We start from the raw sequence: 26,341 nt of genomic DNA, 5'->3' as shown, positions 1-26,341 counted from the left end.
GCGCGACCCTCCTCTCGGCCGCGAACTTCGCGCTCGCCCTCGCGGTACGCCGATGCCTTCAGGGGCGCGGGGAACTGCGCGACCAGCCCCCACCGAACCCGCAGCCGAAATCCGATCCCAGGGGGTCGAAGGGGCGCAGCCCCTGGGGATGGGACGGGTAGGGGCGGCGGGGGCGAGAAACCCCCGCCGAACGACTCAGCGCCGCTTCTTGTCCACCAACCCCGCCCGCCGCAACGCATCCGCCATCGCACTGTTGGAAGGCGCCGCACCCCCCTGCCCCTGCCGGGCCGCACCACTCCCACGACCCTGCTGCCGAGGCGGCTGAGCCCCACGGCCCCCACGCTGAGGCCGACCCCCCGACTCCCCGGACCCAGCCCCCTTCGGCGCCGCCTCGTCGTCCAACCGCAGCGTCAGCGAGATCCGCTTCCGCGGAATGTCGACATCGAGCACCTTCACCTTGACGATGTCCCCGGGCTTGACCACATCACGCGGATCCTTGACGAACGTCCGGGACAGCGCGGAGACATGCGCCAGACCGTCCTGGTGGACACCGACGTCGATGAACGCCCCGAAGGCCGCCACGTTCGTCACGACCCCCTCCAGCACCATCCCGGACACCAGGTCGGAGATCTTCTCGACGCCCTCCTTGAAGGTGGCCGTCTTGAAGGCGGGCCGAGGGTCGCGCCCCGGCTTCTCCAGCTCCTTCAGGATGTCCGACACGGTCGGCAGACCGAACGTCTCGTCCACGAAGTCCGTCGGCCGGAGCGACCGCAGAACCCCCGTGTTGCCGATGAGCGACGCCACCTCCTGACCGGAGGTCTTCACCATCCGCCGGACGACGGGGTACGCCTCCGGGTGCACGCTGGACGCGTCCAGCGGATCGGACCCGCCCCGGATCCGCAGGAACCCCGCGCACTGCTCGTACGCCTTGGGACCGAGCCGGGCCACACTCTTCAGCTCGCTCCGCGACTTGAACGGCCCGTTGGCGTCGCGGTGGGCCACGATGTTCTCGGCGAGCCCGGAGGAGATGCCGGAGACCCGGGACAGCAGCGGGGCGGAGGCCGTGTTCACGTCCACCCCCACGCCGTTCACACAGTCCTCCACCACCGCGTCCAGCGAACGCGACAGCTTCACCTCGGACAGGTCGTGCTGGTACTGCCCGACGCCGATCGACTTCGGGTCGATCTTCACCAGCTCGGCCAGCGGGTCCTGCAGACGGCGTGCGATGGAGACGGCACCGCGCAGCGAGACGTCCATGCCGGGCAGCTCCTGCGAGGCGAACGCCGACGCCGAGTACACGGACGCGCCCGCCTCCGACACCATCACCTTGGTGAGCTTCAACTCGGGGTGCTTGGTGATCAGTTCACCGGCGAGCTTGTCGGTCTCGCGGGAGGCCGTGCCGTTGCCGATCGCGATCAGGTCGACCGCGTGCTCCTTGGCGAGGCGGGCCAGCTTGGCGATGGCCTCGTCCCACTTGTTGGCCGGGACGTGCGGGTAGATCACGTCCGTCGCGACGACCTTGCCGGTCGCGTCGACCACGGCGACCTTGACGCCCGTACGGAAGCCGGGGTCGAGGCCGAGCGTGGCGCGGGTGCCGGCGGGGGCGGCGAGGAGCAGATCGCGCAGGTTCGCCGCGAACACGTTCACCGCCTCGTCCTCGGCGGCCGTCCGCAGCCGCAGCCGCAGGTCGATGCCGAGGTGGACGAGGATCCGGGTCCGCCAGGCCCAACGGACGGTGTCCTTGAGCCACTTGTCGGCCGGCCGCCCGCGGTCGGTGATCCCGAAACGATGGGCGACGATCCCCTCGTACGACGAGGGGCCGGGCTCCTCGGAGGGCTCCTCCGGCTCCAGGACGAGATCGAGGACGTCCTCCTTCTCGCCGCGCAGCATCGCCAGGATGCGGTGGGAGGGCAGCTCGGTGAACGGCTCAGCGAAGTCGAAGTAGTCGGCGAACTTGGCGCCCGCCTCTTCCTTGCCGGTCTTCACCTTGGCGGCCAGCCGCCCCCGCACCCACATGCGCTCGCGCAGCTCGCCGATCAGGTCGGCGTCCTCCGAGAACCGCTCGGTGAGGATCGCCCGGGCGCCGTCCAGCGCGGCCTGCGGATCGGCGACGCCCTTGTCGGCGTCCACGAACGCCGTGGCGGCGGCGAGCGGATCCACGGTCGGGTCGCCGAGCAGGCCCTCGGCCAGCGGCTCAAGACCGGCCTCGCGGGCGATCTGGGCCTTCGTCCGCCGCTTCGGCTTGAAGGGCAGGTAGATATCCTCCAGCCGGGCCTTGGTCTCGGCACCACGGATCTGCGCCTCGACCTCGGGCGTCAACTTGCCCTGCTCGCGCACCGACTCCAGGATCGCGGTCCGCCGCTCCTCCAGCTCCCGCAGATAGCGCAGCCGCTCCTCCAACGTGCGCAGCTGCGCGTCGTCGAGCATCTCGGTCGCTTCCTTGCGGTAGCGGGCGATGAAGGGCACGGTCGAACCGCCGTCGAGCAGCTCCACCGCGGCCTTGACCTGCCGCTCCCGTACGCCGAGCTCCTCGGCGATCCTGCCTTCGATGGACCCTACTTCGATGGACCCGGGTGTCGTCACGATCCCGTACCGCCTTCTTCCACTGAGGTTGCGCGGCAATTGTGGCAGGTGGCACCGACAGCGGGGGATCAGGGAGCAAAACGCGCGGGTCCCGGACAGACGGACAGACGGGGAGCCGGACGCGACCTCGCGTCCGGCTCCCCGATGTCCTCGGCCCGCTCTCCTCAGGCCCGACGGGTCCGTCCGGTGCGGCGCGTCGAGCTGGACGCGCCCCCGAAGAGCCGGGCAACGGCCCGGAACGGCAGCGTGACCACTGTCGCGATGGCCCCACCGATCTGCCGCAACACGTCTGCGATCGCACGGAACACGTACTTCCCCTTTCGTCTCCCGGCTGGCTGGGCCAGGAACGACCGGGTACCCGCCCCGCACCGTTCATGCCTGAACCGATCAGATCGACGCCGGGAACCGAGCGGATCAGCGCTTGCCGATCATTCCCGCCGGGAACGCCCCCGCGGAGAGCATGGTCGTCACCAGCCCGGTCATCAGTTCGGTGAGCCGCTCCACCCCGGCCGCGCCCAGATGCTCGTACGGCGCCCGGTCGAGACGGTCCGTGGCGGCCTCGATCTCCTTGCGCAGGGCGACGCCCGCCTCCGTCAGCTCGCCCGCGGGATCGAGCAGGCCGCGCTCACGGAGCCGGGCGCTCGCCGCGTCCCACTCGTCCAGGGTCCAGCCGCGTGTGCCGACGGCCCACTTCGGGGACATGCCCTTGCCGGTCGCGGTGTGGCTGGCCAGCGCCTCGACCGGGTCGAGGCCGGCGTCGAGGAGCACCGCGAGATGCCCGTCGCCCCGGTGCTCGCGCAGCAGTGTCGTCGCGTGCCAGAGCGCGAGATGAGGGCGCTCGGGTACGGGCAGATCGGCGTGCGCGGCGTACAGGGGGCGCGCGGTCCTCACACACGCCTCGGTGGCGCGCAGCGCCAGCTCCGCCGCCTCCGCGACCTCCGCGGAGGCGATCAGCTCCTCGCCCAGCAGCCGCCGCAGTGTGGTGTCGGCGGCGCGCTCACGGGCCGCCAGCACCACCGAGGGCGCGGCGGTCTCCCATACGGCGGGAATGTGTTCCGCGACCGTCGCGTGCCGGAAGTTGAAGAACGTCGCCGTCACCACGCCCGCGCCGACCCTGCCCATGGCCGCCGCCCGCACCGCGAAGTACGCCGCCTGCGGGTCCTTCACCCCCACGGCGGCCAGCTCCCGCCCCAGGTCCGGCGAGAAGTAGTGCGCGGAGTGGAACGGATTGAGAAGGCTGTGGCAGCGCCGCCCGGCGCGCTCCGGCAGAGAAGAGGTCATGCCCGGCAGGTTACCGACCGGTTGGTTCGTGGCCCAGTCTTGGCCCACCCGTAGGAGACCATGGCAGAAAAGGTGGGGCACTCGTCATTGCGGTCATGACCCGCCCGCCCAAGAATCGATGGCATGCGAACTGTCCTGGTCGTCCTGTTCGACGGCGTGCAGAGCCTCGACGTCACCGGCCCGATGGAGGTATTCGCCGGCGCGGAGCAGCACACGCCGGGGACGTACCGCGTCGGCACGGCCTCCCTGGACGGCACGCCCGTACGCACCTCCAGCGGCCTCACCCTCGTCCCGGACCACGGCCTCGCCACCGCGCCCGCCCCGCACACCCTGATCGTCCCGGGCGGTCAGGGCACCCGGAACCCCGCCCCCGAGGTCGTCGCCTGGCTGCGCGAGCACGGCCCGCGCGCGGAGCGTCTGGTCTCGGTCTGCACCGGCGCGATCCTGCTCGCCGAGGCGGGCCTCCTGGACGGCCGCCGGGCGACCACCCACTGGGCGTACTGCGCCAAGCTGGCCCGCGACCACCCGGCCGTCGAGGTCGACCCCGACCCCATCTACGTCCGCGACGGGCGCATCGCCACCTCCGCCGGTGTCACCTCCGGCATCGACCTCGCCCTCGCGCTCGTCGAGGAGGACGTCGGCCGTGACGCCGCCCTCGCCATCGCCCGCCATCTGGTCGTCTTCCTGCGCCGCCCGGGCAACCAGGCCCAGTTCAGCGCCCAGCTCGCCGCCCAGACCGCCCGGCGGGAGCCGCTCCGCGAGGTCCAGCAGTGGATCACCGAGCACCCCGGCGACGACCTCGGCGTCGAGCGGCTGGCCGCCCGCGCCCGGCTCTCGCCCCGCCACTTCGCCCGCGCCTTCCAGGCCGAGACGGGCATGACCCCGGGCCGGTACGTCGACCGCGTCCGCCTCGAACACGCCCGCCGCCTTCTGGAGGACACCACCGACGGCGTCGAGGAGATCTCCCGCACCTGCGGCTACGGCACCTCCGAGGCCATGCGCCGCGCCTTCGTGAAGACCCTCGGCACGTCCCCCGCGGAGTACCGCCGCCGCTTCCGTCCCGTCCTGGCCGACTGAGCCGACCCCACCGAAAGGCCTCCGATGCAGATCGCCATCGTCCTGTTCGACCGCTTCACCGCCCTCGACGCGGTGGGCCCCTACGAGACGCTCGGCCGTGCCCCCGACGCCGAACTCGTCTTCGTCGCCGAGGAGACCGGCCCGGTCCGTACCGACCAGGGAGCCCTGGCGATCACCGCCGACAAAACCCTGGCCGAGGTGCCGAACCCCGACATCGTGATCGTTCCCGGTGGCCCCGGCCAGAGCGCGCAGATGGAGAACGAGGCCCTTCTGGGCTGGCTGCGCACGGCCGACACCACCAGCACCTGGACGACCTCCGTGTGCACCGGCTCCCTGCTTCTCGCCGCCGCGGGCCTTCTGGAAGGCCGTCGCGCCACCTCTCACTGGCTGGCCCTCGACGCGCTGAAGCGGTTCGGCGCGGAGTCGACGGGGGAGCGGGTGGTGTTCGACGGCAAGTACGTCACCGCGGCCGGCGTCTCCTCCGGCATCGACATGGGTCTGACCCTGCTCGGCCGGATCGCGGGCGACGACCATGCCCGGGCGATCCAGCTGGCGACGGAGTACGACCCGCAGCCGCCGTACGACGCCGGCTCACCGGAGAAGGCGCCGGCCCACCTCGTCGAATGGTTCCGCGAGAACAGTCGTCACGTTCTGCGGTGAGTCCAGGGGCGTGGGAGCTCAGACGCTCCAGGTGAACCGGGGCGGCCTGCGCTCCAGGAACGCGGCGACGCCCTCAGCGGTGTCGCCGCTGTCCCGCGCCTGCTCGGCCCAGTGGGCGTCGCGGTCGGTGCGGCCGTTCGCGAACTCCTTGGCCGCCGCCTGCGTCAGCCCGGAGCGCGAGACCAGCACCCGGGTGAACTCCGTTACACGGGCGGCCAGTTCACCGGCCGGCAGCACCTCGTCCACGAACCCCGTACGCAGCGCCCGCTCGGCGTCGATCAACTCGCCGGAGAACAGCAGGTACTTGGCGGTGCCCGGCCCGACCAGCGACACCAACCGCCGGGTGGAGGAGGCCGGGTAGACGATCCCCAGCTTCGCGGGAGTGATCCCGAACAGCGCCCCCTCCTCAGCGAACCGCAGATCGCAGGCCGCCGCCAACTGCGAGCCGCCGCCGACGCAGTGCCCGCGGATCGCCGCGAGGGTCGGCTTCGGAAAGGCGGCGAGCGCCTCCTCGGCGAGCCCCGCCAGCCCCTGGGCCTCGGCCGGCGACTCCCGTAGCGTGGAGATGTCGGCCCCCGCGCAGAACGTCCCGCCCTCCCCGGTGAGCACCAGTGCCCGTACGCCGGGGTCGGTGGCCAGCCGGTCGAGCAGCGGCGGCAGCGCCCGCCACATCCCGGCCGTCATGGCGTTGCGCTTGGCCGGGTGGTGGACGACGACGGTCGCGACCCCGTCGGCGACGCTGTCCAGCAGTTGAGGCTCCATGCACCGGATGCTAGCCACCCCCCGCGCCCATACGATCAAGGAGGGGCCCGGAACGCGAGGAGGCCCCGCATGCTCGGATCCAGGAAGGCCAAGGCCGCGCCGGCCGCCGGGGACACCGCCCCCGGGACGGGTGTGTACACCGCCGAGGACGTGGACGCCGAGACCGCCCGGCTCAGCCGGGGCTTCGGCCGGCTCGCCGCGCTCGGCGCGGTCCTGGCGGTCGCGGGGCTCGTCGGACTCGTCTACACCGGCTTCGTCACCCTCACCTCGATGATCCTCTTCGGCTGGCTTCTCCTGGTCGGCGGCGCGATCGGGCTGTTGCACGCGGTCCAGGCGCGCGGCACCAACTTCTTCTGGCTCGGCGTCGTGGTGGCCGCCCTGAACATCGCGGCGGGTGTCGTCGTCATCAAGAGCCCGGACGCGGCGGCCGAGGCGCTCACCATGTTCGCCGCGCTGCTGTTCCTCACCGGCGGGGTGTTCCGGCTGGTCGGCAGCCTCGTGGTGCGCGGCCCCCAGTTCGGCTGGACCCTCGTCCAGGGCGCCTTCGGTCTCCTCCTCGGTATCCTGGTCCTCGCCTCCTGGCCGAGCAGCAGCGAGTACGTCATCGGCACCTTCATCTCGCTCGCCCTGCTCTTCGACGGCCTGGGCCTGATCGCCACCGGCTTCGGCGGCCGGCGCGTCGTGGGGCTGGTCTCGGAGCGGATCACGGAGAGTGAGCGGCCCAGGGAGGCCGCGGACGGGTCCGGCGTCAAACCCGTACAACCCGAATAGTTCCGAAAGCGGCAGACCCCGGACAGGGGGCGGTCACGCGGCTGACGCACTCGCTCACGGACGATCCGAAAGTCGTCGATACGCGCTGACTTCTGTTCAGTTCTCCGTGCGCAGCGCTGAGTTACCAACACTCGACATGTGGTGACAATCGAGCGCAAGGGTGGCGACCGGACAATGGACGACCAAGGGCGCGGGAGCGACCCACGCCCTGAAGGCGACGGGCACGGCCCCGACGACCCGAGGCCGCCGGAGCCACTGCCCTACGAAGGGGTCTGGCGGTTCACCGCTGCCGCCGTCGACGCCTCGGTGCCGCAGTCGCGGCGCGCCGTCCGGGACCTGCTCGCCCGCCAGGGCGTACCGATCTCGGACGACCTCGTCCAAGGACTTCTGCTGATCGTCTCCGAGCTGGTGACGAACGCCGTGAAACACGCGGCGCTGCTGTCGCCCACGCTCGCCGTCGAGGTCGCCGTCGGAGCGGAGTGGGTGCGGGTCTCGGTGGAGGACAACCACCCCTACCGCCCGACCGCCCTGGAGACCGACCACGGCCGGCTCGGCGGCCGCGGTCTGCTCCTGGTGCGCGAGATCACGCTGGAGGCGGGCGGGGTCTGCGACGTCGAGCACACCGCGAGTGGCGGCAAGGTGATCTGGGTCGCCCTGCCGCTCAAACCCGCACACCTGATCCAGGGGTGAGAGGTCACCGGCCCATGGATCGGGACCACCGATCCGGGGCCGTCACCAGCCCGCGGCCGGACCCGTCAGCTCCCGGACCGCCGGCCGTGCCGTGTCCAGGACCGTCATGAACCAGGCCGAGAAGGGGTCCTTGGCGTGCCGCTCCGCCAGCTCGGCCGGGGTGACGAACGCGGTGTCCCCGACCTCCTCCGGGTCCGGCCGCAGCGGGGCCTGCAGCAGCCCGACGAACAGGTGGTTGAACTCCTGCTCCACCAGGCCCGAGTCCGGGTCCGGGTGGTTGTAGCGGACCGTGCCCGCCTCGCCGAGCAGCGCCGGGGAGACCCCCAGCTCCTCGTGCGTCCGCCGCGCGGCCGCGGCGAACGGGGACTCGCCCGGGTAGGGGTGGCCGCAGCAGGTGTTCGACCAGACCCCGGGGGAGTGGTACTTGCCGAGCGCCCGCTGCTGGAGCAGCAGCCGCCCGCGCTCGTCGAAGAGGAACACCGAGAACGCCCGGTGCAGTTGACCCGGCGGTTGATGAGCGGCCAGCTTCTCCGCGGTGCCGATCGTGGTGCCGTCCTCGTCGACCAGCTCCAGGAGGATCTCTTCCGTGGTGCCGTTCTGCGGAGTCTGCATCGCGGTGGCAGGTGTGATCGGCATGCCCATCCTTCGCCTCGTTCTTCGAGCCTCAAGTTTGCCGCACGAAAACCGGCACGCCCGGCACTTCGCGCCAACCTGCATGTCCTACCCGCGCACCCCGCCCGAAGACACATACGAGCCGCGCGTCAGACCCCGAAAGCCGCCGGATACCTGATCGTGCCGGGTGCCACCGGCGCGGAACCGTCCAGCGGCAGGGCCATCATCGCCGCGTCCGGCACATCGAAACCCGGCCGGATGCCGTACTCGGACGCACGTACGAAGCCGAAGCGCGGGTAGTACTCCGGATGCCCCAGGACGAGGACGAGCCGCTCCCCACGCGCGCGTGCCGCCTCCAGCACCGCGCGTACGACGGCCGCTCCCGCCCCCCGCCGCTGATGCTCCGGCAGCACCGCCACGGGGGCCAGCGCCAGCGCGGGGACCTCGTCCACATGACAGCGCGTGATCAGCGCGTACGCCGCGATCGTGCCGTCCGGTGCCTCGGCCACGTACGACAGCTCCGGCAGCCAGGCCCCGGGGTCCTCGCGGAGCGCGTCGACGAGCCTGGCCTCCGCGTCCGTCCCGAAGGCGGCGGCGTTGACGCCGTACACGCCCTCCCGGTCGGCGGACGTCTCCGGCCGTGTCGTCCAGGGGGTCGTCAGTGGCACAGCTTCGCCTCGTGTTCCGCGTGGCCGCTCGGCTCCAGCTGGAAGGTGCAGTGCTCGACGTCGAAGTGGTCGCCGATGCAGCCCTGGAGCTCGTGCAGCATCTTCTCGTGGCCTATGGAGTCCAGGGTGTCGGAGCCGACCACCACATGGGCGGAGAGCACCGGCATGCCGGAGGTGATGGTCCAGGCGTGCAGATCGTGGACGTCGTCGACCCCCGGCAGCGCCAGTATGTGGGCGCGCACCTCGGCCATGTCGACGTTCTTCGGCGCCGCCTCCAGCAGGACGTCGAGGGTCTCGCGCAGCAGCTTCACCGTACGCGGGACGATCATCAGACCGATGACCAGTGAGGCGATCGGGTCGGCTGCCTGCCAGCCGGTGAGCAGGATGACCGTCGCGGAGATGATCACCGCCAACGAGCCGAGCGCGTCCGCGGCCACCTCCAGGAAGGCGCCCCGGACGTTCAGGCTCTCCTTCTGGCCGCGCATCAGCAGGGTCAGCGAGATCATGTTCGCGACCAGGCCGATCGCGCCGAAGACGACGGTCAGCCCGCCCTGGGTCCCGACCGGGGTGACGAAGCGCTGGATCGCCTCGTACAGCACATAGCCGCCGACGCCGAGCAGCAGCAGACAGTTCGCGAGCGCCGCCAGGATCTCGGCGCGGGCGAAGCCGAAGGTGCGGTTGCCGCTCGGCGGGCGGTTCGCGAAGTGGATCGCGAGGAGCGCCATGCCGAGGCCCACCGCGTCCGTCGCCATGTGCGCCGCGTCCGCGATGAGCGCGAGCGAATCGGCGAGAACACCGCCGACGATCTCGACCGCCATGACGGTGAGCGTGATCGTCAGCGCGATCCGCAGCCGCCCGCGATACGCCGCTGCCGCCGTACCACTGGTAGGCGCGTGATGCGCGTGCCCGTGATCGTGACCGGCCCCCATGAATCCGCCTTTCGAATGCGTCCGTGTGTTCGGCTCCGGATCACAGTGAACTACGGGTGGGGGGTATCCGGCAACGCGGCACTGAACACCGTTGTCATGTGCCCTGACCTGCGGAAACGATACGCAGGTCAGAGCGTTGCCATGATCCCGGTCCCGGTCACAGGCCGCGGTGCAGCCGCCAGCCCGCCCAGGCCGACTCGACCATCTCGGGTACCCCGCGCCGGGCCGTCCAGCCCAGTTCCCGTTCGGCCCGCGCCGCCGAGGCGACCGCGCGCGGCGCGTCACCGGGGCGGCGCGGCTCGACGAGAGCGGGCCTGCGGTCGCCGGTCACCTCACCGATGAGATCGACGAGTTCGCGGACCGAAACGCCTTCCCCGCGGCCGATGTTCACGGTCAGATCGCCCGAGGCGTCCCCGGTGGTCAGGTGCCGGGCCGCCGCGAGATGCGCGTCGGCGAGGTCGGCGACATGGATGTAGTCCCGGACGCAGGTGCCGTCCGGGGTCGGGTAGTCGTCACCGAAGATCCGCGGGGCCTCGTCGCGGGTGAGGCGGTCGAAGACCATCGGGACGACGTTGAAGACGCCCGTGTCGGCCAGCGCCGGGTCGGCGGCGCCCGCCACGTTGAAGTAGCGCAGACAGACGGTCGCGATGCCGTGTGCCCGGCCCGCCGCCCGGACCAGCCACTCACCGGCGAGCTTGGTCTCGCCGTACGGGCTCATCGGGGCGCAGGGGGTGTCCTCGGTGATGAGATCCACGTCCGGGTTGCCGTAGACGGCGGCGGAGGAGGAGAAGACGAAGCGCTCGACCCCGGCGCCGGCCGCCGCCTCCAGGAGGGTGGCGAGACCGCCGACGTTCTCCTGGTAGTAGCGGGTGGGCTGGGCGACGGACTCCCCGACCTGCTTGCGGGCGGCGAGGTGGACCACGCCGGTCACGGCGTGCTCGGCGAGGACGCGCTTGAGGAGGTCGCCGTCGAGGGCGGAGCCGTGGATCAGCGGGATGCCTTCGGGGAGGCGGCCGCGGACGCCTGCGGAGAGGTCGTCCAGCGTGACGACCCGTTCGCCGGCGGCGGTCATGACCCTCGCCACGTGTGCGCCGATGTAGCCCGCCCCGCCTGTGATCAGCCATGTCATGCGGTCAACCTTATGTGGGGTGCGTGTTGTGCCTATTCGCCGTGGGGGGTGTGGAGGGATGGCGGGTGCGCGTGGGTTGTGGCTGGTCGCGCAGTTCCCCGCGCCCCTTCAAGGGGCGCTGCAGTGGACCCATCGCTTTGCGTGTCTATCAACCGATATCCGCAACGGAGTTTGTGGGACAACCCTCAAATCCCCGATGATGATCGCGGCGGAGGGGCGACGGCTTGAGCAGGTTGAACTGATCGGGCCGTGAACGGGTGGTGAACACCCGCTTCTCTTCATCCGATAACCTCTGCCGACACGCCGCCGGCCCCAGGCCCAGGGCGCCTCCACCACACACATGTCCGGCGCGGTCGCGTCGGTACCCAGGGAGTGAGTTCGTCTGTCCACCGCCATCCTCACCGGTCAGCCGGTGCCCGGATCGTCGCTGGAGGGCGATCTGCGGTCGCTCGGCTTCGACGTGCGGGTCGCCTCCGGCGCCGGTGACGCCGAGACGCTCCTGGCGACGGTGCCCGCGGACCAGCGGGTCGCGATCGTGGACGCCCGGTTCGTGGGCCACGTCCACGCGCTGCGCCTGGGACTCACCGACCCCCGCTTCGACGCCGCCGCCCTGCCGGGCGCCGTGACCGTACGGGCCGCCGCCCGGCAGGCGCTGACCCGGGCGCTGGCCCGCGAGAACTCCACCGCGAGCGGCAGCACCGCCGTCGCCGTCGAGGGCGTCGCCGACCGGGTCGTCGCCGCACTCGACGCGGACGGCGTCAGCCTGTACCGGCCCGAGCTGGGCACCCTGGTCGCCGCCGTCCCCGCCGACCCGCAGGCCCGCAACGAGGCCCGCCAGCAGGTCGCCGCCGTCGACGACGAGGCCGTACGGCTGCGTACGGCGGTGAAGTCCCGCGACGGCTTCTTCACCACGTACTGCATCAGCCCGTACTCCCGCTACCTCGCCCGCTGGTGCGCCCGCCGGGGCCTGACCCCGAACCAGGTCACCACCGCCTCGCTGATCACCGCCCTGATCGCGGCGGGCTGCGCGGCCACCGGCACCCGCGGCGGCTTCGTCGCGGCCGGCCTGCTGCTCCTCTTCTCCTTCGTCCTCGACTGCACCGACGGCCAGCTGGCCCGCTACTCGCTGCAGTACTCCACCCTCGGCGCCTGGCTCGACGCCACCTTCGACCGCGCCAAGGAGTACGCCTACTACGCGGGCCTCGCCCTCGGCGCCGCCCGCGGCGGCGACGACGTATGGGCCCTCGCCCTGGGCGCGATGGTCCTCCAGACCTGCCGCCACGTCGTCGACTTCTCCTTCAACGAGGCGAACCACGACGCCACCGCCAACACCAGCCCCACCGCCGCTCTCTCCGACAAACTCGACAGCGTCGGCTGGACGGTCTGGGTCCGCCGCATGATCGTCCTCCCGATCGGCGAGCGCTGGGCCATGATCGCCGTCCTCACGGCGCTCACCACCCCTCGTATCACCTTCTACGCGCTGCTCATCGGCTGCGCCTTCGCCGCGACGTACACGACGGCGGGCCGTGTGCTGCGCTCGCTGACGCGCAAGGCGCAGCGGACGGACCGGGCGGCCCAGGCGCTGGCGGACCTCGCGGACACCGGCCCGCTCGCCGAAGCGCTGGCGCGGCTCCTGCCGGGCCCGCCGCGCAAGACGGCACTGCTCAGCGCGGCCTTCGGAGCCGTGGCCGTGGTGACCGCCGCCTGGGTCTGGGGCCCTGCTTGGCAGGTCGTCGCCATGGCCGCCCTGTACGTCGGGCTGTCGGCCGAAGCCGTCGAGCGCTCCCTCAAGGGCCCCCTCGACTGGCTGATCCCCCCGCTGTTCCGCGCCGCCGAATACGGCACCGTTCTGGTACTGGCGATCAAAGCCGATGTGAACGGAGCACTTCCCGCGGCTTTCGGGCTGGTGGCCGCGGTCGCCTACCATCACTACGACACGGTGTACCGCATCCGCGGCGACGCCGGCGCGCCACCGAGGTGGCTGGTGCGGGCGATCGGCGGTCACGAAGGCAGGACCCTGCTGGTCACCGTCCTGGCCGCGCTGCTCGCGCCCACAGAGTTCAAGGTCGCGCTCACGGCTCTCGCCGTGGCCGTGGCGCTGCTGGTGCTCGTCGAGAGCATCCGCTTCTGGGTGACCGCCCATAAAACAGGCGCACCCGCCGTACACGATGAAGGAGAACCCGCATGATCGGCCTCGTGCTGGCGGCCGGCGCCGGACGGCGTCTTCGCCCCTACACCGACACCCTGCCCAAGGCACTGGTGCCGGTCGGCCCCGAAGGCAACGAGGACAGCCTCACCGTTCTCGACCTCACCCTCGGCAACTTCGCCGAGATCGGCCTGACCGAGGTCGCGATCATCGTCGGCTACCGCAAGGAGGCCGTCTACGAGCGCCGCGAGGCGCTGGAGGCCAAGTACGGGGTCAAGATCACCCTCATCGACAACGACAAGGCCGAGGAGTGGAACAACGCCTACTCCCTGTGGTGCGGCCGTGACGCCATCAAGCACTCGGTGATCCTCGCCAACGGCGACACCGTGCACCCGGTCTCCGTCGAGAAGACCCTGCTCGCCGCCCGCGGCGACGGCAAGAAGATCATCCTCGCCCTCGACACGGTGAAGTCCCTCGCCGACGAGGAGATGAAGGTCGTCGTCGGCCCCGAGGGTGGCATGACGAAGATCACCAAGCTGATGGACCCCGCCGAGGCGACCGGTGAGTACATCGGCGTCACCCTCATCGAGGGCGAGGCCGCCGACGAGCTGGCCGACGCCCTGAAGACGGTCTTCGAGACGGACCCGCAGCAGTTCTACGAGCACGGCTACCAGGAGCTCGTGAACCGCGGCTTCCGGATCGACGTGGCCCCCATCGGCGACGTCAAGTGGGTCGAGATCGACAACCACGACGACCTCGCCAAGGGACGTGAGATCGCGTGCCAGTACTGACGAGGCTCATCCCCTCGCCGGTCGTGGTGGACATCCGTCCCGGCGCGCTCGATGACCTGGCGGCGATCCTGTCCGACCAGCGCATCGCGCCGTCGGGCCGGCTGGCCTTCGCGATCAGCGCCGGCTCCGGCGCGGCGCTGCGCGACCGGTTCGCCCCCGCGTTCCCGGAGGCCGACTGGTTCTGCGACGCCGACGGCACCATCGACGGTGCCGTGCGGCTCGCCGACTCGATCAAGAAGGGCGGTCACTACGACGCCGTGGTCGGGCTCGGCGGCGGCAAGGTCATCGACTGCGCCAAGTACGCGGCCGCCCGGGTCGGTCTGCCGCTGGTCGCCGTGGCCACGAACCTCGCCAACGACGGTCTGTGCTCCCCGGTCGCCACGCTCGACAACGACGCGGGCCGCGGCTCGTACGGTGTGCCGAACCCGATCGGGATCGTCATCGACCTGGACGTCATCCGTGAGGCCCCGGTGCGCTTCGTGCGGGCCGGTATCGGCGATGTGATCTGCAAGATCTCCGCCGTGGCCGACTGGGAGCTGTCCAGCCGGGAGACCGGCGAGAAGGTCGACGGACTGGCCGCCGCCATGGCCCGCCAGGCCGCCGAGGCGGTCCTTCGCCACCCCGGCGGGGTCGGCGACGACGAGTTCCTGACCACGCTCTCCGAGTCCCTGGTCCTGTGCGGGATCTCGATGTCCGTGGCCGGCGACAGCCGTCCCGCCTCGGGCGCCTGCCACGAGATCAGCCACGCGTTCGACCTCAGCTTCCCCAAGCGCAACGCCCTGCACGGCGAACAGTGCGGCCTCGGCGGCGCGTTCGCCACGTTCCTGCGCGGCAACCACGAGGTCGCCGGCCAGATGGTCGAGGTCCTGCGCCACCACGGGCTGCCCGTCCTGCCGGACGAGATCGGCTTCACCGTGGACGAGTTCGTCCAGGTCGTGGAGTTCGCCCCGCAGACCCGGCCGGGCCGTTACACCATCCTGGAACACCTCGAACTGAGCACCGAACAGATCAAGGACGCCTACGCCGACTATGCCAAAGCCATCGGTAGCTGAACTCCGCCCGGTCGTTCACCCCCCGGGTGTGAAGGACCGGCGGAGCGGCGAGCACTGGGCCGGCCGGCTCTACATGCGCGAGATCTCCCTGCGCATCGACCGGCACCTGGTGAACACCCGGGTCACGCCCAACCAGCTGACCTACCTGATGACCGTCTTCGGCGTCCTCGCCGCCCCGGCCCTGCTGGTTCCGGGCATCACGGGCGCCGTCCTCGGTGTGCTGATGGTCCAGCTGTACCTGCTGTTCGACTGCGTCGACGGCGAGATCGCCCGCTGGCGCAAGCAGTTCTCGATGGCGGGCGTCTACGTCGACCGCGTCGGCGCCTATCTGTGCGACGCGGCCGTGCTCGTCGGCTTCGGGCTGCGCGCCGCCGACCTGTGGGGCACCGGCCGGATCGACTGGCTGTGGGCCTTCCTCGGCACCCTCGCCGCCCTCGGCGCCATCCTGATCAAGGCCGAGACGGACCTCGTCGGGGTCGCCCGGCACCAGACCGGCAAGCCGCCGGTCCAGGAGTCGGCCTCCGAGCCGCGCTCCTCCGGCATGGCACTGGCCCGCAAGGCCGCCGCCGCGCTGAAGTTCCACCGGCTCATCCTCGGCGTCGAGGCTTCCCTGCTGATCCTGGTCCTCGCGATCGTGGACCAGGCCCGGGGCGACCTCTTCTTCTCCCGGCTCGGCGTCGCCGTACTCGCCGGCATCGCGCTGCTCCAGACACTGCTGCACCTGGTGTCCATCCTCGCCTCCAGCAGGCTGAAGTGAGCGGCGCCATGAAGGTCGGCGCGGTGATCATCACCATGGGCAACCGCCCCGACGAACTCCGCGCCCTCCTCGACTCGGTCGCCAAGCAGGAGGGCGACCGGGTCGAGGCGGTCGTCGTCGGCAACGGCTCGCCCGTCCCGGACGTCCCCGAGGGCGTACGGACGGTCGAGCTGCCCGAGAACCTCGGCATCCCCGGCGGCCGCAACATAGGCATCGAGGCGTTCGGCCCCAGCGGCCGGGACGTCGACGTCCTCCTCTTCCTCGACGACGACGGCCTGCTCGCCCACCACGACACCGCCGAACTCTGCCGCCGCGCCTTCGAGGCGGACCCGAAGCTCGGCATCGTCAGCTTCCGTATCGCCGACCCGGACAGCGGGGAGACCCAGCGGCGCCATGTGCCCCGGCTGCGGGCCGCCGACCCGATGCGCTCCTCCCGGGTCACCACCTTCCTCGGCGGCGCCAACGCCGTACGCACCCAGGTCTTCGCCGAAGTCGGCGGCCTCCCGGACGAATTCTTCTACGCACACGAGGAAACCGACCTGGCATGGCGGGCCCTCGACGCGGGCTGGATGATCGACTACCGGTCCGACATGGTGCTGTACCACCCCACGACCGCGCCCTCCCGGCACGCGGTCTACCACCGCATGGTCGCGCGCAACCGCGTCTGGCTCGCGCGCCGTAACCTCCCGGCCCCCCTGGTCCCGGTCTATCTGGGCGTCTGGCTGCTGCTGACGCTGCTGCGCAAGCCCTCCCGCCCCGCTCTGAGAGCCTGGCTGGGCGGCTTCAAGGAGGGGTGGACGAGCCCGTGCGGCCCCCGCCGGCCCATGAAGTGGCGTACGGTGTGGCGGCTGACCCGGCTGGGCCGGCCGCCCGTCATCTGACAAGCTCGAAATCTGAGAGCATTCGGCCGTACCCGGTCCAGGTTTCCGCCTCGGCCCGACCAGGCTGCGCACTTTGAGGACGAAAGTTTCCATTTGTGAGTGAGACAACGCATGACGGCAGGGTTGTGGTGAGCGACCGTCCGTCGCCCGACGACGGGCTCTCCGCCACGGAACTGGCCGCCAAGTACGGGCTCGCCGTGAGCGGCGCCCGGCCCGGACTCGCCGAGTACGTCCGCCAGATGTGGGGGCGGCGTCACTTCATCCTCGCCTTCTCCCAGGCGAAGCTCACCGCGCAGTACAGCCAGGCCAAGCTCGGCCAGCTGTGGCAGGTGGCCACCCCGCTGCTCAACGCACTCGTGTACTTCCTGATCTTCGGCCTGATCCTCAACGCCGACCGGGGCATGTCGCGCGAGGTGTACATCCCGTTCCTGGTCACGGGCGTGTTCGTGTTCACCTTCACGCAGAGCTCGGTGATGGCGGGTGTCCGCGCGATCTCCGGCAACCTGGGCCTGGTGCGCGCCCTGCACTTCCCGCGTGCCTCGCTGCCCATCTCCTTCGCGCTCCAGCAGCTCCAGCAGCTGCTGTTCTCGATGATCGTGCTGTTCTGCGTGGCGGTCGGCTTCGGCAGCTATCCGCGGCTGTCCTGGCTGCTGATCGTCCCCGTGCTGGTGCTGCAGTTCCTGTTCAACACCGGCCTCGCGCTGATCATGGCCCGCATGGGTTCCAAGACCCCGGACCTCGCGCAGCTGATGCCGTTCGTGATGCGGACCTGGATGTACGCCTCCGGCGTCATGTTCTCCATCCCGGTGATGCTCGCCGACCATCCCAAGTGGATCGCCGACATCCTCCAGTGGAACCCGGCCGCGATCTACATGGACCTGATGCGTTTCGCCCTGATCGACGGCTACGGCTCGGAGAACCTGCCCCCGCACGTATGGGCGGTCGCCGGCGGCTGGGCCGCGCTGATCGCGCTCGGCGGCTTCGTGTACTTCTGGAAGGCCGAGGAGAGGTACGGCCGTGGCTGAGTCACTCATCCCCACCGTCATCGCGGACGAACTGCACATCGTCTACCGCGTCAACGGCGCCAAGACCGGCAAGGGCAGTGCCACCGCCGCCCTCAGCCGCATCCTCAAGCGTGGCGAGGAGCGGGGCGTCCGCAAGGTGCACGCCGTCAAGGGCGTCTCCTTCATCGCCTACCGGGGCGAGGCCATCGGCCTGATCGGCTCCAACGGCTCCGGCAAGTCCACCCTGCTGCGCGCCATCGCCGGTCTGCTCCCGGCGGAGCAGGGCAAGGTCTACACCGACGGCCAGCCCTCGCTGCTCGGCGTCAACGCGGCCCTGATGAACGACCTCACGGGCGAACGGAACGTCATATTGGGCGGCCTCGCGATGGGCATGTCCCGCGAGCAGATCCGGGAGCGCTACCAGGGGATCGTCGACTTCTCCGGCATCAACGAGAAGGGCGACTTCATCACCCTGCCGATGCGCACGTACTCCTCCGGCATGGCGGCCCGCCTGCGCTTCTCCATCGCGGCGGCCAAGGACCACGACGTCCTGATGATCGACGAGGCCCTCGCCACCGGCGACCGCGCCTTCCAGAAGCGCTCCGAGGCCCGCATCCGCGAGCTGCGCAAGGAGGCCGGCACGGTCTTCCTGGTCAGCCACAACAACAAGTCCATCCGCGACACCTGCGACCGCGTCCTGTGGCTGGAACGCGGCGAACTGCGCATGGACGGACCCACGGACGAGGTCCTGAAGGAATACGAGAAGTTCACGGGCAAGTAGCCCGAAACGACCGGGGCCCCGCTGGAACTGCTCCGGCGGGGCCCGGCGTCTGCGAGGGATACCGGGACCCGGCCTCCCTGAGGGGCCGGAGCCCGGAATCCGCAAAGGAAACGCCAACTCCGGCAAGGACTGCGTCAACTCCGGCCACCCATAGGATTCTTAGGGGCAATCGGTGCGTTCTTGTGATGTGCAGGACACCCCGACGAAGCAGGGGGCGTTGTACAACGTAAGCTGTACCGGTGCCGAATCGCGGCAAGTGGGTCCATAATGCGCGACACCCGGCATCAGCCGCAGACGCCGCCCACCGGGCGGCGTGTCCGAAATAGTGCGTATTGGGTCGGCAGTGTAGAACGGGAGATGTGACGGCCATGGCTACGGAGACTCCCCAGCTCAAGCACGCTTCTGCCGTTCCCGCGCCGGGTGACGAGCGGTGACCGAGACCGGGACGGCGAGCACCGGGGACCCGGAGCGCGACACCCTCGACAAGGCCGGCGCCGAGAACTTCCCCGTCGCCCCGTTCTTCCTGCCCAGGGCCTGGCGCGACGACCTGATGGCCGTCTACGGATTCGCCCGCCTCGTCGACGACATCGGCGACGGCGACCTCGCCCCCGGCGGCGCCGACGCCCGCCTCCTGGGCGTCTCCCCACAGGACGCCGACGACCGGCTGCTCCTCCTCGACGCCTTCGAGGCCGACCTCGCCAGGGTCTTCGACGGCACCCCGCGCCACCCGCTGCTGCGCCGGCTCCGGCACACCGTCCGCCGCCGCTCCCTCACCCCCGAGCCGTTCCTCGCCCTGATCGCCGCCAACCGCCAGGACCAGCTGGTCAAGCGGTACGAGACCTACGACGACCTGCTCGCCTACTGCGCCCTGTCCGCGAACCCGGTCGGCCATCTGGTCCTCGCCGTCACCGGCGCCACCACCCCCGAGCGGATCCGGCACTCCGACGCGATCTGCACCGCGCTGCAGCTCGTCGAACACCTCCAGGACGTGGCCGAGGACCTGGGCCGCGACCGGATCTACCTGCCCGCCGCGGACATGAAGCGCTTCCATGTCCAGGAGGCCGACCTCGCCATGCCCACGGCGAACGCGTCGGTGCGCGCGCTGGTCGCGTACGAGACGGAACGCGCCCGGAATCTCCTCGATGACGGCACTCCCCTCGTGAGCAGCGTCCACGGCAGGCTGAGGCTGCTCCTCGCGGGGTTCGTGGCGGGAGGAAGGGCGGCCGTCCACGCGATCACCGCCGCCGAATTCGACGTACTTCCCGGCCCGCCCAAGTCCGGCAAGCTCCGGCTGCTGCGCGAGGTGGGCGCGACCCTGCGAGGAGAGGGGTGATCCGGACCGTGGAGTCGGAACCGCACACGGCCGCGCCGGTACTCGCCGCCTACAGCTACTGCGAGGCCGTCACCGGACAGCAGGCCCGCAACTTCGCCTACGGCATCAGACTGCTGCCGACCCCCAAACGCCGCGCCATGTCCGCGCTGTACGCCTTCTCCCGGCGCGTCGACGACATCGGTGACGGCGCCCTCGCGGTCCAGGTCAAGGCGGCCCGGCTGGAGGACACCAGAGCGCTGCTCACCCGCGTCCGGGACGGCTCCGTCGACGAGGACGACACCGACCCCGTCGCGGTCGCCCTCGCCCACGCCGCGACGGCCTTCCCGATCCCGCTCGACGCCCTCGACGAACTCATCGACGGCGTCCTCATGGACGTCCACGGCGAGCACTACGAGACCTGGGACGACCTGAAGGTCTACTGCCGCTGTGTCGCCGGCGCCATCGGACGCCTCTCGCTCGGCGTCTTCGGCACGGAACCGGGGGCGCGTGGTGCGGAACGCGCGCCGGAGTACGCCGACACCCTCGGGCTCGCGCTCCAACTGACCAACATCCTCAGAGACGTTCGCGAGGACGCGGAGGGGGGCCGCACCTATCTCCCCGCCGACGACCTCGCGAAATTCGGCTGCTCGGCCGGGTTCGCCGGGCCGCTCCCGCCGGCCGACTCCGACTTCGCGGGTCTGGTGCACTTCGAGGTGCGCCGGGCCCGCGCCCTCTTCGCCGAGGGCTATGGACTGCTCCCGATGCTCGACCGGCGCAGCGGCGCCTGTGTCGCCGCCATGGCCGGCATCTACCGCCGCCTCCTCGACCGCATCGAACGCGAGCCGGAGGCCGTTCTGCGCGGCCGGGTCTCGCTGCCCGGCCGCGAGAAGGCGTATGTCGCCGTACGCGGCCTGTCCGGTCTGGACGCCCGCCATGTGTCGCGCCGTACCGTCAGGAGGCGCGTCTGATGGACAATCCGGCCCAAGGAGAACCCATCGGGGAAAAGTGGTACGCAACCCTCCGCCACACGGGGGCGTCCCTGACTGCGACGGCCGCCCGTGGACCGATCCGGCTCGCCGGCGGACCGGCAGGGGAGGGTGCACGATGACCGACGGCGCACAGTCCGAGGGACTGCCGGACGCGGACCGTACGGGCCGCCCCCGGAGCACGGCCGTGGTGGTCGGCGGAGGGTTGGCGGGCATCACCGCCGCGCTCTCGCTCGCCGACGCCGGCGTACAGGTCACGCTGCTGGAAGGACGGCCCCGCCTAGGCGGGCTCGCCTTCTCCTTCCAGCGCGGCGAGCTGACCGTCGACAACGGACAGCATGTGTATCTGCGGTGCTGCACCGCCTACCGCTGGTTCCTCGACCGTGTCGACGGGGCCGCGCTCGCGCCGCTGCAGGACCGTCTCGACGTGCCCGTTCTCGACGCCGAGGGCCGTCCCGGGCGGCGCCTCGGCAGGCTGCGGCGCGACGCGCTGCCCGTCCCCCTGCATCTGGGGCGCAGCCTCGCCACGTACACCCATCTCTCGCTCGCCGAGCGGGCGAAGGTGGGGCGTGCCGCGCTGGCGCTCAAGGCACTCGACCTCGCCGATCCCGCGCTGGACGAACGGGACTTCGGCGGCTGGCTGGCCGCGCACGGCCAGTCGCCGCGGGCCGTAGAGGCGCTGTGGGACCTCGTGGGGGTCGCCACCCTCAACGCGGTCGCCCAGGACGCCTCCCTCGGGCTCGCCGCGATGGTGTTCAAGACGGGGCTGCTGTCCGAGCCGGGCGCGGCCGACATCGGCTGGGCCCATGTCCCGCTGGGCGAACTGCACGACAGGCTGGCCCGCAAGGCACTCGACTCGGCGGGCGTCCGCACCGAACTCCGTACCCGCGCCACCTCCATCTCCCGCCTGGGCAACGGCGGTTGGCGGGTCGAGGTGCCAGGCGAGAGCCTCGACGCCGACGCGGTCGTCGTCGCCGTACCGCAGCGCGAGACGTACGACCTGCTGCCCGAGGGCGCGCTCGACGCGCCGGAGCGGCTGCTGGAGATCGGCACCGCGCCGATCCTCAACGTCCATGTGGTGTACGACCGGAAGGTGCTGAGCCGGCCGTTCTTCGCGGCGCTCGGCTCCCCGGTGCAGTGGGTCTTCGACCGCACCGAGGCGTCCGGGCTGCGGGAGGGCCAGTATCTGGCGCTGTCGCAGTCGGCCGCCCAGGACGAGATCGACGCGCCCGTGGCCGCACTGCGCGCACGGTATCTGCCCGAGCTGGAACGGCTGTTGCCCGGCACCCGGGGCGCCGAGGTGAGGGACTTCTTCGTGACCCGGGAGCGCACCGCGACCTTCGCTCCCACCCCCGGCGTCGGACGGCTAAGGCCCGGCGCCCGCACCAAGGCACCCGGCCTGTACCTGGCCGGAGCGTGGACCGCCACCGGGTGGCCCGCGACCATGGAGAGTGCGGTCCGCAGCGGCATCGGTGCGGCGGAGTGCGCCCTCGCCGCTCTGGGCCGGCCCCGAGACCATCTCTTCGACCACGAGGAGGCGGCGTGACGCTCGAAGCGCACCGGACCGATCCCCCCACTCTCGGTACCACGAACACATCGACATCTGGAGAGACTGTGCCCACTGTGCCCCCGGCCGTGACGGCCGCCGCGAGGACCGCGGTGGACGTGACCGCGCTCCTGGAGCGCGGGCGGACCCTGGCCACCCCCGTGCTGCGGGCGGCCGTCGACCGGCTGGCGCCCCCCATGGACACCGTCGCCGCCTACCACTTCGGCTGGATCGACGCCCACGGCAACCCGGCCGACGGCGACGGCGGCAAGGCCGTACGTCCCGCGCTCGCCGTCATGTCCGCCGAGGTCACCGGCGCCGCGCCCGAGGTCGGCGTCCCCGGCGCGGTCGCGGTGGAACTGGTGCACAACTTCTCGCTGCTGCACGACGACCTGATGGACGGCGACGAACAGCGCCGCCACCGCGACACCGTCTGGAAGGTGCACGGCCCCGCCCAGGCCATCCTCGTCGGCGACGCACTGATGGTCCTCGCCAACGAGATCCTCCTCGAACTGGGCACCGCCGAGGCGGCCCGCGCCACCCGCCGCGTCACCAGGGCCACCCGCGCGCTCATCGACGGACAGGCCCAGGACATCTCCTACGAGCACCGCGAGCGGGTCACCGTCGAGGAGTGCCTGGAGATGGAGGGCAACAAGACCGGCGCCCTGCTCGCCTGCGCCTGCTCCATCGGCGCGGTCCTCGGCGGCGCGGACGACCGCACCGCCGACACGCTGGAGAAGTACGGCTACCACCTGGGCCTCGCCTTCCAGGCGGTCGACGACCTGTTGGGCATCTGGGGCGACCCGGTCTCCACCGGCAAGCAGACCTGGAGCGACCTGCGCCAGCGCAAGAAGTCCCTGCCGGTCGTGGCCGCGCTCGCGGCGGGCGGCCCGGCCTCCGAGCAGCTCGGTGAACTCCTCGCCGCCGACGCCAAGAGCAACGACTTCGAGAACTTCTCCGAGGAGGAGTTCGCCGCGCGCGCCGCCCTCATCGAGGAGGCGGGCGGCCGGCGGTGGACCGCCGAGGAGGCCCGCCGCCAGCACACCATCGCCATCGAGGCGCTGGACTCGATCCGGATGCCCGAGCGGGTGCGGAACGAGTTCGCGGCGCTCGCCGACTTCGTCGTCGTACGGAAGAGATGACCGCCATCACCCAGGAGCCGGCCGACATCGGTCGAATAGCCCTCGCGTAGTCGCCGGCCGGTGCCCGTCACCGGACACGCACCGGCCGACGGCTGACCCACCGCAGAGAGATCCGTCCACTGCACGAAGGGGAAGCCATGACAGCGACGACCGACGGAAGCACCGGGGCTCTGCCGCCCCGCGCTGCCGCGGCCAGCGACACCGACCACGACACCCCGGTGACGGCAGGGGGCCGGGGCGCCGCCGCGCACGCCGTCCGGCGCGCCACCGACTTCCTGCTCTCCCTCCAGGACGTCCAGGGCTGGTGGAAGGGCGACCTGGAGACCAACGTCACCATGGACGCCGAGGACCTGCTGCTCCGTCAGTTCCTGGGCATCCGCGACGAGAAGACCACCCGGGCCGCGGGCCTGTTCATCAGAGGCGAGCAACGCCCGGACGGCACCTGGGCCACCTTCCACGGCGGCCCGCCCGACCTCTCCGCCACCGTCGAGGCGTACGTGGCGCTGCGGCTGGCCGGGGACGACCCGGACGAGCCGCACATGGCGAAGGCGTCCGCGTGGATCAGGGAGCGGGGCGGGATCGCCGCCGCCCGGGTCTTCACCCGGATCTGGCTGGCGCTGTTCGGCTGGTGGAAGTGGGACGACCTGCCGGAGATGCCGCCGGAGATCGTCTTCTTCCCGAAGTGGATGCCCCTCAACATCTACGACTTCGGATGCTGGGCCCGGCAGACGATCGTGCCGCTGACCGTCGTCTCCGCCAAGCGCCCGGTACGGCCGGCGCCGTTCCCCCTCGACGAGCTGCACACCGACCCCGGGCGGCCCAACCCGCCCAGGCCCCTTGATCCACTGGGCAGTTGGGAAGGCGCCTTCCAGCGGCTCGACAAGCTGCTGCACGGCTACCACAAGGTGGCACTGAAGCGGCTGCGCAGGGCCGCGATGAACAGCGCCGCCCGCTGGATCGTCGAACGGCAGGAGAACGACGGCTGCTGGGGCGGCATCCAGCCGCCGGCCGTGTACTCGATCATCGCGCTGCACCTGCTCGGCTACGACCTCAACCACCCCGTGATGCGGGCCGGGTTGGAGTCCCTCGACCGGTTCGCCGTGTGGCGGGAGGACGGGGCCCGGATGATCGAGGCCTGCCAGTCCCCGGTGTGGGACACCTGCCTCGCCACCATCGCGCTCGCCGACGCGGGCCTGCCCCCCGACCATCCCCAACTCGTCAGGGCCGCCGACTGGATGCTCGGCGAGGAGATCGTCCGCCCCGGCGACTGGTCCGTGAAGCGGCCCCAACTCCCGCCGGGTGGTTGGGCGTTCGAGTTCCACAACGACAACTACCCCGACATCGACGACACCGCCGAGGTCGTCCTCGCGCTGCGCCGGGTCAGACACCACGACCCGGAGCGGGTGGAGAAGGCCGTCCGGCGCGGGGTGCGCTGGACCGTCGGCATGCAGTCGAGGAACGGGGCGTGGGGCGCCTTCGACGTCGACAACACCAGCCCGTTCCCCAACCGGCTGCCGTTCTGCGACTTCGGCGAGGTCATCGACCCGCCGTCCGCCGACGTCACCGCGCATGTGGTGGAGATGCTCGCGGTCGAGGGCCTCGCCCACGACCCGCGCACCCGGCGCGGCATCGAGTGGCTCCTCGCCGAACAGGAGCCGAACGGCGCGTGGTTCGGCCGCTGGGGCGTCAACTACGTCTACGGCACCGGATCGGTGGTCCCCGCGCTGGTGACCGCCGGACTGCCCGCCGCGCACCCCGCGATCCGCCGGGCCGTGGCCTGGCTGGAGACCGTGCAGAACGACGACGGCGGCTGGGGCGAGGACCTGCGCTCCTACCCCGACCCCGCCGAATGGGGCGGCAAGGGCGCCTCCACCGCCTCCCAGACCGCGTGGGCCCTGCTCGCGCTGCTCGCGGCGGGGGAGCGGGACACCAAGGCCACCGAACGCGGCGTCGAGTGGCTGGCCCGGACCCAGCGGGAGGACGGCGGCTGGGACGAGCCGTACTTCACCGGGACCGGCTTCCCCTGGGACTTCTCCATCAACTACCACCTCTACCGGCAGGTCTTCCCGCTCACCGCGCTCGGCCGGTACGTCCACGGCGAGCCGGCCGTCCTGAAAGCCAAGGGACGCCGATGACCGCGTCCGCCGCCCCGGCCCCGCTGCTGATCGCCTGCGCGCTCGGCATCGAGCAGCTCGCCCTGCGCAGCGGCGACCGGGGCGGCGCCGGGGGCCCGGTCACCGTGCTGCGCACCGGCATGGGGCCGAGGGCCGCCGAGCGGTCCGTCACCCGGCTGCTGGCCGACCCGGAGCTGCGGGACGCCGCCGTCCTGGCCACCGGGTTCTGCGCCGGACTCGCCCCGGGCATGCACCCGGGTGACCTGGTGGTCGCCGAGGAGACGCGGGGGCCCGGCGGTGTCGTCACACCGTGCGTCTCCACCGCACGTCTGGTCAAGGAGCTGGAGCGTGCCGTGCCCGGGCGCACGGTCCACACCGGCCCGCTCATCGGATCCGATCACGTCGTACGCGGCCAGGAACGGTCCGGCCTCTTCGCGACGGGCGCACTCGCCGTCGACATGGAGTCCGCCGTCACGCTCCACTGCGCCGTGCGATCCGGCGCACGCCCGGTTGCGGCCGTCCGGGTGGTCGTGGACGCTCCAGAACATGAACTGGTCCGGATCGGCACGGTACGCGGTGGAATATCAGCCTTCCGCGTTCTTCGTGCCGTCCTTCCCGCTTACTACGAATGGCACCGTTCCTTGCTGCTCCCCAGGAGGTGAGCCAG

The 26,341-nt window shown here is 71.4% G+C and carries 26 protein-coding genes; 18 read left to right on the top strand and 8 right to left on the bottom strand.

Annotated features, from left to right (window positions below; translation table 11 throughout):
* Positions 1-195 precede the first annotated feature (195 nt).
* From ABT147_RS27675 to ABT147_RS27665, 3 genes are all read right to left on the bottom strand, one after another.
* Complete coding sequence (locus tag ABT147_RS27675; RefSeq protein WP_351410889.1) at positions 196-2,583, bottom strand: Tex family protein; 2,388 nt, start codon at positions 2,581-2,583, stop codon at positions 196-198.
* Between the two features lie 164 nt (positions 2,584-2,747).
* Complete coding sequence (locus ABT147_RS27670) at positions 2,748-2,891, bottom strand: LPFR motif small protein (protein WP_351410887.1); 144 nt, start codon at positions 2,889-2,891, stop codon at positions 2,748-2,750.
* Between the two features lie 106 nt (positions 2,892-2,997).
* Positions 2,998-3,864, bottom strand: coding sequence for an SCO6745 family protein (locus ABT147_RS27665; protein WP_351410884.1), 867 nt, complete (start codon positions 3,862-3,864; stop codon positions 2,998-3,000).
* 123 nt (positions 3,865-3,987) lie between these two features.
* Here ABT147_RS27665 and ABT147_RS27660 point away from each other — a divergent pair, with 123 nt between their 5' ends.
* Positions 3,988-4,941, top strand: coding sequence for a GlxA family transcriptional regulator (locus ABT147_RS27660; protein WP_351410882.1), 954 nt, complete (start codon positions 3,988-3,990; stop codon positions 4,939-4,941).
* Between the two features lie 24 nt (positions 4,942-4,965).
* The gene (locus ABT147_RS27655) at positions 4,966-5,601 is read left to right on the top strand and encodes a DJ-1/PfpI family protein (RefSeq protein ID WP_351410880.1); all 636 of its coding nucleotides are present in this window, start codon (positions 4,966-4,968) and stop codon (positions 5,599-5,601) included.
* A gap of 18 nt (positions 5,602-5,619) precedes the next feature.
* On the opposite strand, the gene ABT147_RS27650 is transcribed toward ABT147_RS27655, so the two are convergent.
* Positions 5,620-6,363, bottom strand: a complete 744-nt coding sequence (locus ABT147_RS27650) for an enoyl-CoA hydratase/isomerase family protein (protein ID WP_351410879.1) — start codon at positions 6,361-6,363, stop codon at positions 5,620-5,622.
* A 69-nt stretch (positions 6,364-6,432) separates the two neighbouring features.
* Between ABT147_RS27650 and ABT147_RS27645 the strand changes: the two genes are divergently transcribed.
* Complete coding sequence (locus tag ABT147_RS27645) at positions 6,433-7,134, top strand: HdeD family acid-resistance protein (RefSeq protein ID WP_351410877.1); 702 nt, start codon at positions 6,433-6,435, stop codon at positions 7,132-7,134.
* Positions 7,135-7,308: 174 nt separating this feature from the next.
* Entirely contained in the window at positions 7,309-7,824 is a 516-nt protein-coding gene (locus ABT147_RS27640) for an ATP-binding protein (RefSeq protein ID WP_351410908.1), read from the top strand.
* A gap of 42 nt (positions 7,825-7,866) precedes the next feature.
* Here the strand turns inward: ABT147_RS27640 and idi are convergent, their stop codons facing one another.
* The 4 genes from idi to galE form a co-directional block, all read right to left on the bottom strand.
* A complete protein-coding gene (idi, locus tag ABT147_RS27635; protein ID WP_351410874.1) occupies positions 7,867-8,460 on the bottom strand; it encodes an isopentenyl-diphosphate Delta-isomerase in 594 nt (197 codons plus the stop codon).
* 125 nt (positions 8,461-8,585) lie between these two features.
* The gene (locus tag ABT147_RS27630; protein ID WP_351410872.1) at positions 8,586-9,104 is read right to left on the bottom strand and encodes a GNAT family N-acetyltransferase; all 519 of its coding nucleotides are present in this window, start codon (positions 9,102-9,104) and stop codon (positions 8,586-8,588) included.
* The gene (locus tag ABT147_RS27625) at positions 9,095-10,033 is read right to left on the bottom strand and encodes a cation diffusion facilitator family transporter (RefSeq protein ID WP_351410870.1); all 939 of its coding nucleotides are present in this window, start codon (positions 10,031-10,033) and stop codon (positions 9,095-9,097) included. Before ABT147_RS27625 ends, ABT147_RS27630 begins: the two co-directional genes overlap by 10 nt.
* Positions 10,034-10,190: 157 nt before the next feature.
* The gene (gene galE, locus ABT147_RS27620; RefSeq protein WP_351410868.1) at positions 10,191-11,162 is read right to left on the bottom strand and encodes a UDP-glucose 4-epimerase GalE; all 972 of its coding nucleotides are present in this window, start codon (positions 11,160-11,162) and stop codon (positions 10,191-10,193) included.
* Between the two features lie 382 nt (positions 11,163-11,544).
* Here galE and ABT147_RS27615 point away from each other — a divergent pair, with 382 nt between their 5' ends.
* From ABT147_RS27615 to ABT147_RS27550, 14 genes are all read left to right on the top strand, one after another.
* Positions 11,545-13,350 (top strand): DUF5941 domain-containing protein, encoded by a 1,806-nt coding sequence (locus tag ABT147_RS27615; RefSeq protein ID WP_351410906.1) that lies wholly within the window; start codon positions 11,545-11,547, stop codon positions 13,348-13,350.
* Positions 13,347-14,099: a phosphocholine cytidylyltransferase family protein gene (locus ABT147_RS27610; protein ID WP_351410866.1), complete on the top strand. Its 753-nt coding sequence runs from the start codon at positions 13,347-13,349 to the stop codon at positions 14,097-14,099. The genes ABT147_RS27615 and ABT147_RS27610 overlap by 4 nt, the downstream gene beginning before the upstream one ends.
* A complete protein-coding gene (locus ABT147_RS27605; protein ID WP_351410863.1) occupies positions 14,087-15,151 on the top strand; it encodes an iron-containing alcohol dehydrogenase family protein in 1,065 nt (354 codons plus the stop codon). The genes ABT147_RS27610 and ABT147_RS27605 overlap by 13 nt, the downstream gene beginning before the upstream one ends.
* A gap of 28 nt (positions 15,152-15,179) precedes the next feature.
* A complete protein-coding gene (locus ABT147_RS27600) occupies positions 15,180-15,908 on the top strand; it encodes a CDP-alcohol phosphatidyltransferase family protein (RefSeq protein ID WP_502983170.1) in 729 nt (242 codons plus the stop codon).
* An 8-nt stretch (positions 15,909-15,916) separates the two neighbouring features.
* Entirely contained in the window at positions 15,917-16,789 is an 873-nt protein-coding gene (locus ABT147_RS27595) for a glycosyltransferase family 2 protein (RefSeq protein WP_502983172.1), read from the top strand.
* Positions 16,790-16,884: 95 nt separating this feature from the next.
* Positions 16,885-17,814 (top strand): ABC transporter permease, encoded by a 930-nt coding sequence (locus ABT147_RS27590; RefSeq protein WP_351410858.1) that lies wholly within the window; start codon positions 16,885-16,887, stop codon positions 17,812-17,814.
* Positions 17,807-18,574, top strand: coding sequence for an ABC transporter ATP-binding protein (locus ABT147_RS27585; protein WP_351410856.1), 768 nt, complete (start codon positions 17,807-17,809; stop codon positions 18,572-18,574). Before ABT147_RS27590 ends, ABT147_RS27585 begins: the two co-directional genes overlap by 8 nt.
* A 430-nt stretch (positions 18,575-19,004) precedes the next feature.
* The gene (gene hpnC / locus ABT147_RS27580; RefSeq protein ID WP_351410853.1) at positions 19,005-19,907 is read left to right on the top strand and encodes a squalene synthase HpnC; all 903 of its coding nucleotides are present in this window, start codon (positions 19,005-19,007) and stop codon (positions 19,905-19,907) included.
* A complete protein-coding gene (gene hpnD, locus ABT147_RS27575) occupies positions 19,904-20,854 on the top strand; it encodes a presqualene diphosphate synthase HpnD (RefSeq protein ID WP_351410851.1) in 951 nt (316 codons plus the stop codon). Before hpnC ends, hpnD begins: the two co-directional genes overlap by 4 nt.
* The gene (locus ABT147_RS27570; protein WP_351410849.1) at positions 20,854-20,994 is read left to right on the top strand and encodes a DUF6380 family protein; all 141 of its coding nucleotides are present in this window, start codon (positions 20,854-20,856) and stop codon (positions 20,992-20,994) included. Before hpnD ends, ABT147_RS27570 begins: the two co-directional genes overlap by 1 nt.
* Positions 20,991-22,418 carry a hydroxysqualene dehydroxylase HpnE gene (hpnE, locus tag ABT147_RS27565; RefSeq protein WP_351410847.1) on the top strand — a complete coding sequence of 476 codons (1,428 nt, stop codon included), beginning with the start codon at positions 20,991-20,993 and terminating at the stop codon, positions 22,416-22,418. Before ABT147_RS27570 ends, hpnE begins: the two co-directional genes overlap by 4 nt.
* An 89-nt stretch (positions 22,419-22,507) precedes the next feature.
* Positions 22,508-23,560, top strand: a complete 1,053-nt coding sequence (locus ABT147_RS27560; RefSeq protein ID WP_502983171.1) for a polyprenyl synthetase family protein — start codon at positions 22,508-22,510, stop codon at positions 23,558-23,560.
* Between the two features lie 137 nt (positions 23,561-23,697).
* Entirely contained in the window at positions 23,698-25,695 is a 1,998-nt protein-coding gene (gene shc / locus ABT147_RS27555; RefSeq protein ID WP_351410842.1) for a squalene--hopene cyclase, read from the top strand.
* Positions 25,692-26,336 (top strand): phosphorylase family protein, encoded by a 645-nt coding sequence (locus ABT147_RS27550; protein ID WP_351410840.1) that lies wholly within the window; start codon positions 25,692-25,694, stop codon positions 26,334-26,336. The genes shc and ABT147_RS27550 overlap by 4 nt, the downstream gene beginning before the upstream one ends.
* Positions 26,337-26,341: the final 5 nt, after the last annotated feature.

This window comes from Streptomyces sp. NPDC001868 (assembly GCF_040297125.1).
Classification (GTDB): Bacteria; Actinomycetota; Actinomycetes; order Streptomycetales; family Streptomycetaceae; genus Streptomyces.
Note: the sequence above shows the minus strand (reverse complement) of the source record. Positions and strands in the feature narration are given on the sequence as shown.

Excerpts from the sequence above, each read along its gene's own strand:
- ABT147_RS27570 (WP_351410849.1), top strand. The coding sequence starts at position 20,854 with ATGGACAATCCGGCCCAAGGAGAACCCATCGGGGAAAAGTGGTACGCA.
- ABT147_RS27660 (WP_351410882.1), top strand. The coding sequence starts at position 3,988 with ATGCGAACTGTCCTGGTCGTCCTGTTCGACGGCGTGCAGAGCCTCGAC.
- idi (WP_351410874.1), bottom strand. The coding sequence starts at position 8,460 with ATGCCGATCACACCTGCCACCGCGATGCAGACTCCGCAGAACGGCACC.
- hpnE (WP_351410847.1), top strand. The coding sequence starts at position 20,991 with ATGACCGACGGCGCACAGTCCGAGGGACTGCCGGACGCGGACCGTACG.
- ABT147_RS27625 (WP_351410870.1), bottom strand. The coding sequence starts at position 10,033 with ATGGGGGCCGGTCACGATCACGGGCACGCGCATCACGCGCCTACCAGT.
- ABT147_RS27640 (WP_351410908.1), top strand. The coding sequence starts at position 7,309 with ATGGACGACCAAGGGCGCGGGAGCGACCCACGCCCTGAAGGCGACGGG.
- ABT147_RS27650 (WP_351410879.1), bottom strand. The coding sequence starts at position 6,363 with ATGGAGCCTCAACTGCTGGACAGCGTCGCCGACGGGGTCGCGACCGTC.
- ABT147_RS27550 (WP_351410840.1), top strand. The coding sequence starts at position 25,692 with ATGACCGCGTCCGCCGCCCCGGCCCCGCTGCTGATCGCCTGCGCGCTC.
- shc (WP_351410842.1), top strand. The coding sequence starts at position 23,698 with ATGACAGCGACGACCGACGGAAGCACCGGGGCTCTGCCGCCCCGCGCT.
- galE (WP_351410868.1), bottom strand. The coding sequence starts at position 11,162 with ATGACATGGCTGATCACAGGCGGGGCGGGCTACATCGGCGCACACGTG.
- ABT147_RS27645 (WP_351410877.1), top strand. The coding sequence starts at position 6,433 with ATGCTCGGATCCAGGAAGGCCAAGGCCGCGCCGGCCGCCGGGGACACC.
- ABT147_RS27655 (WP_351410880.1), top strand. The coding sequence starts at position 4,966 with ATGCAGATCGCCATCGTCCTGTTCGACCGCTTCACCGCCCTCGACGCG.
- ABT147_RS27595 (WP_502983172.1), top strand. The coding sequence starts at position 15,917 with ATGAAGGTCGGCGCGGTGATCATCACCATGGGCAACCGCCCCGACGAA.
- ABT147_RS27610 (WP_351410866.1), top strand. The coding sequence starts at position 13,347 with ATGATCGGCCTCGTGCTGGCGGCCGGCGCCGGACGGCGTCTTCGCCCC.
- ABT147_RS27665 (WP_351410884.1), bottom strand. The coding sequence starts at position 3,864 with ATGACCTCTTCTCTGCCGGAGCGCGCCGGGCGGCGCTGCCACAGCCTT.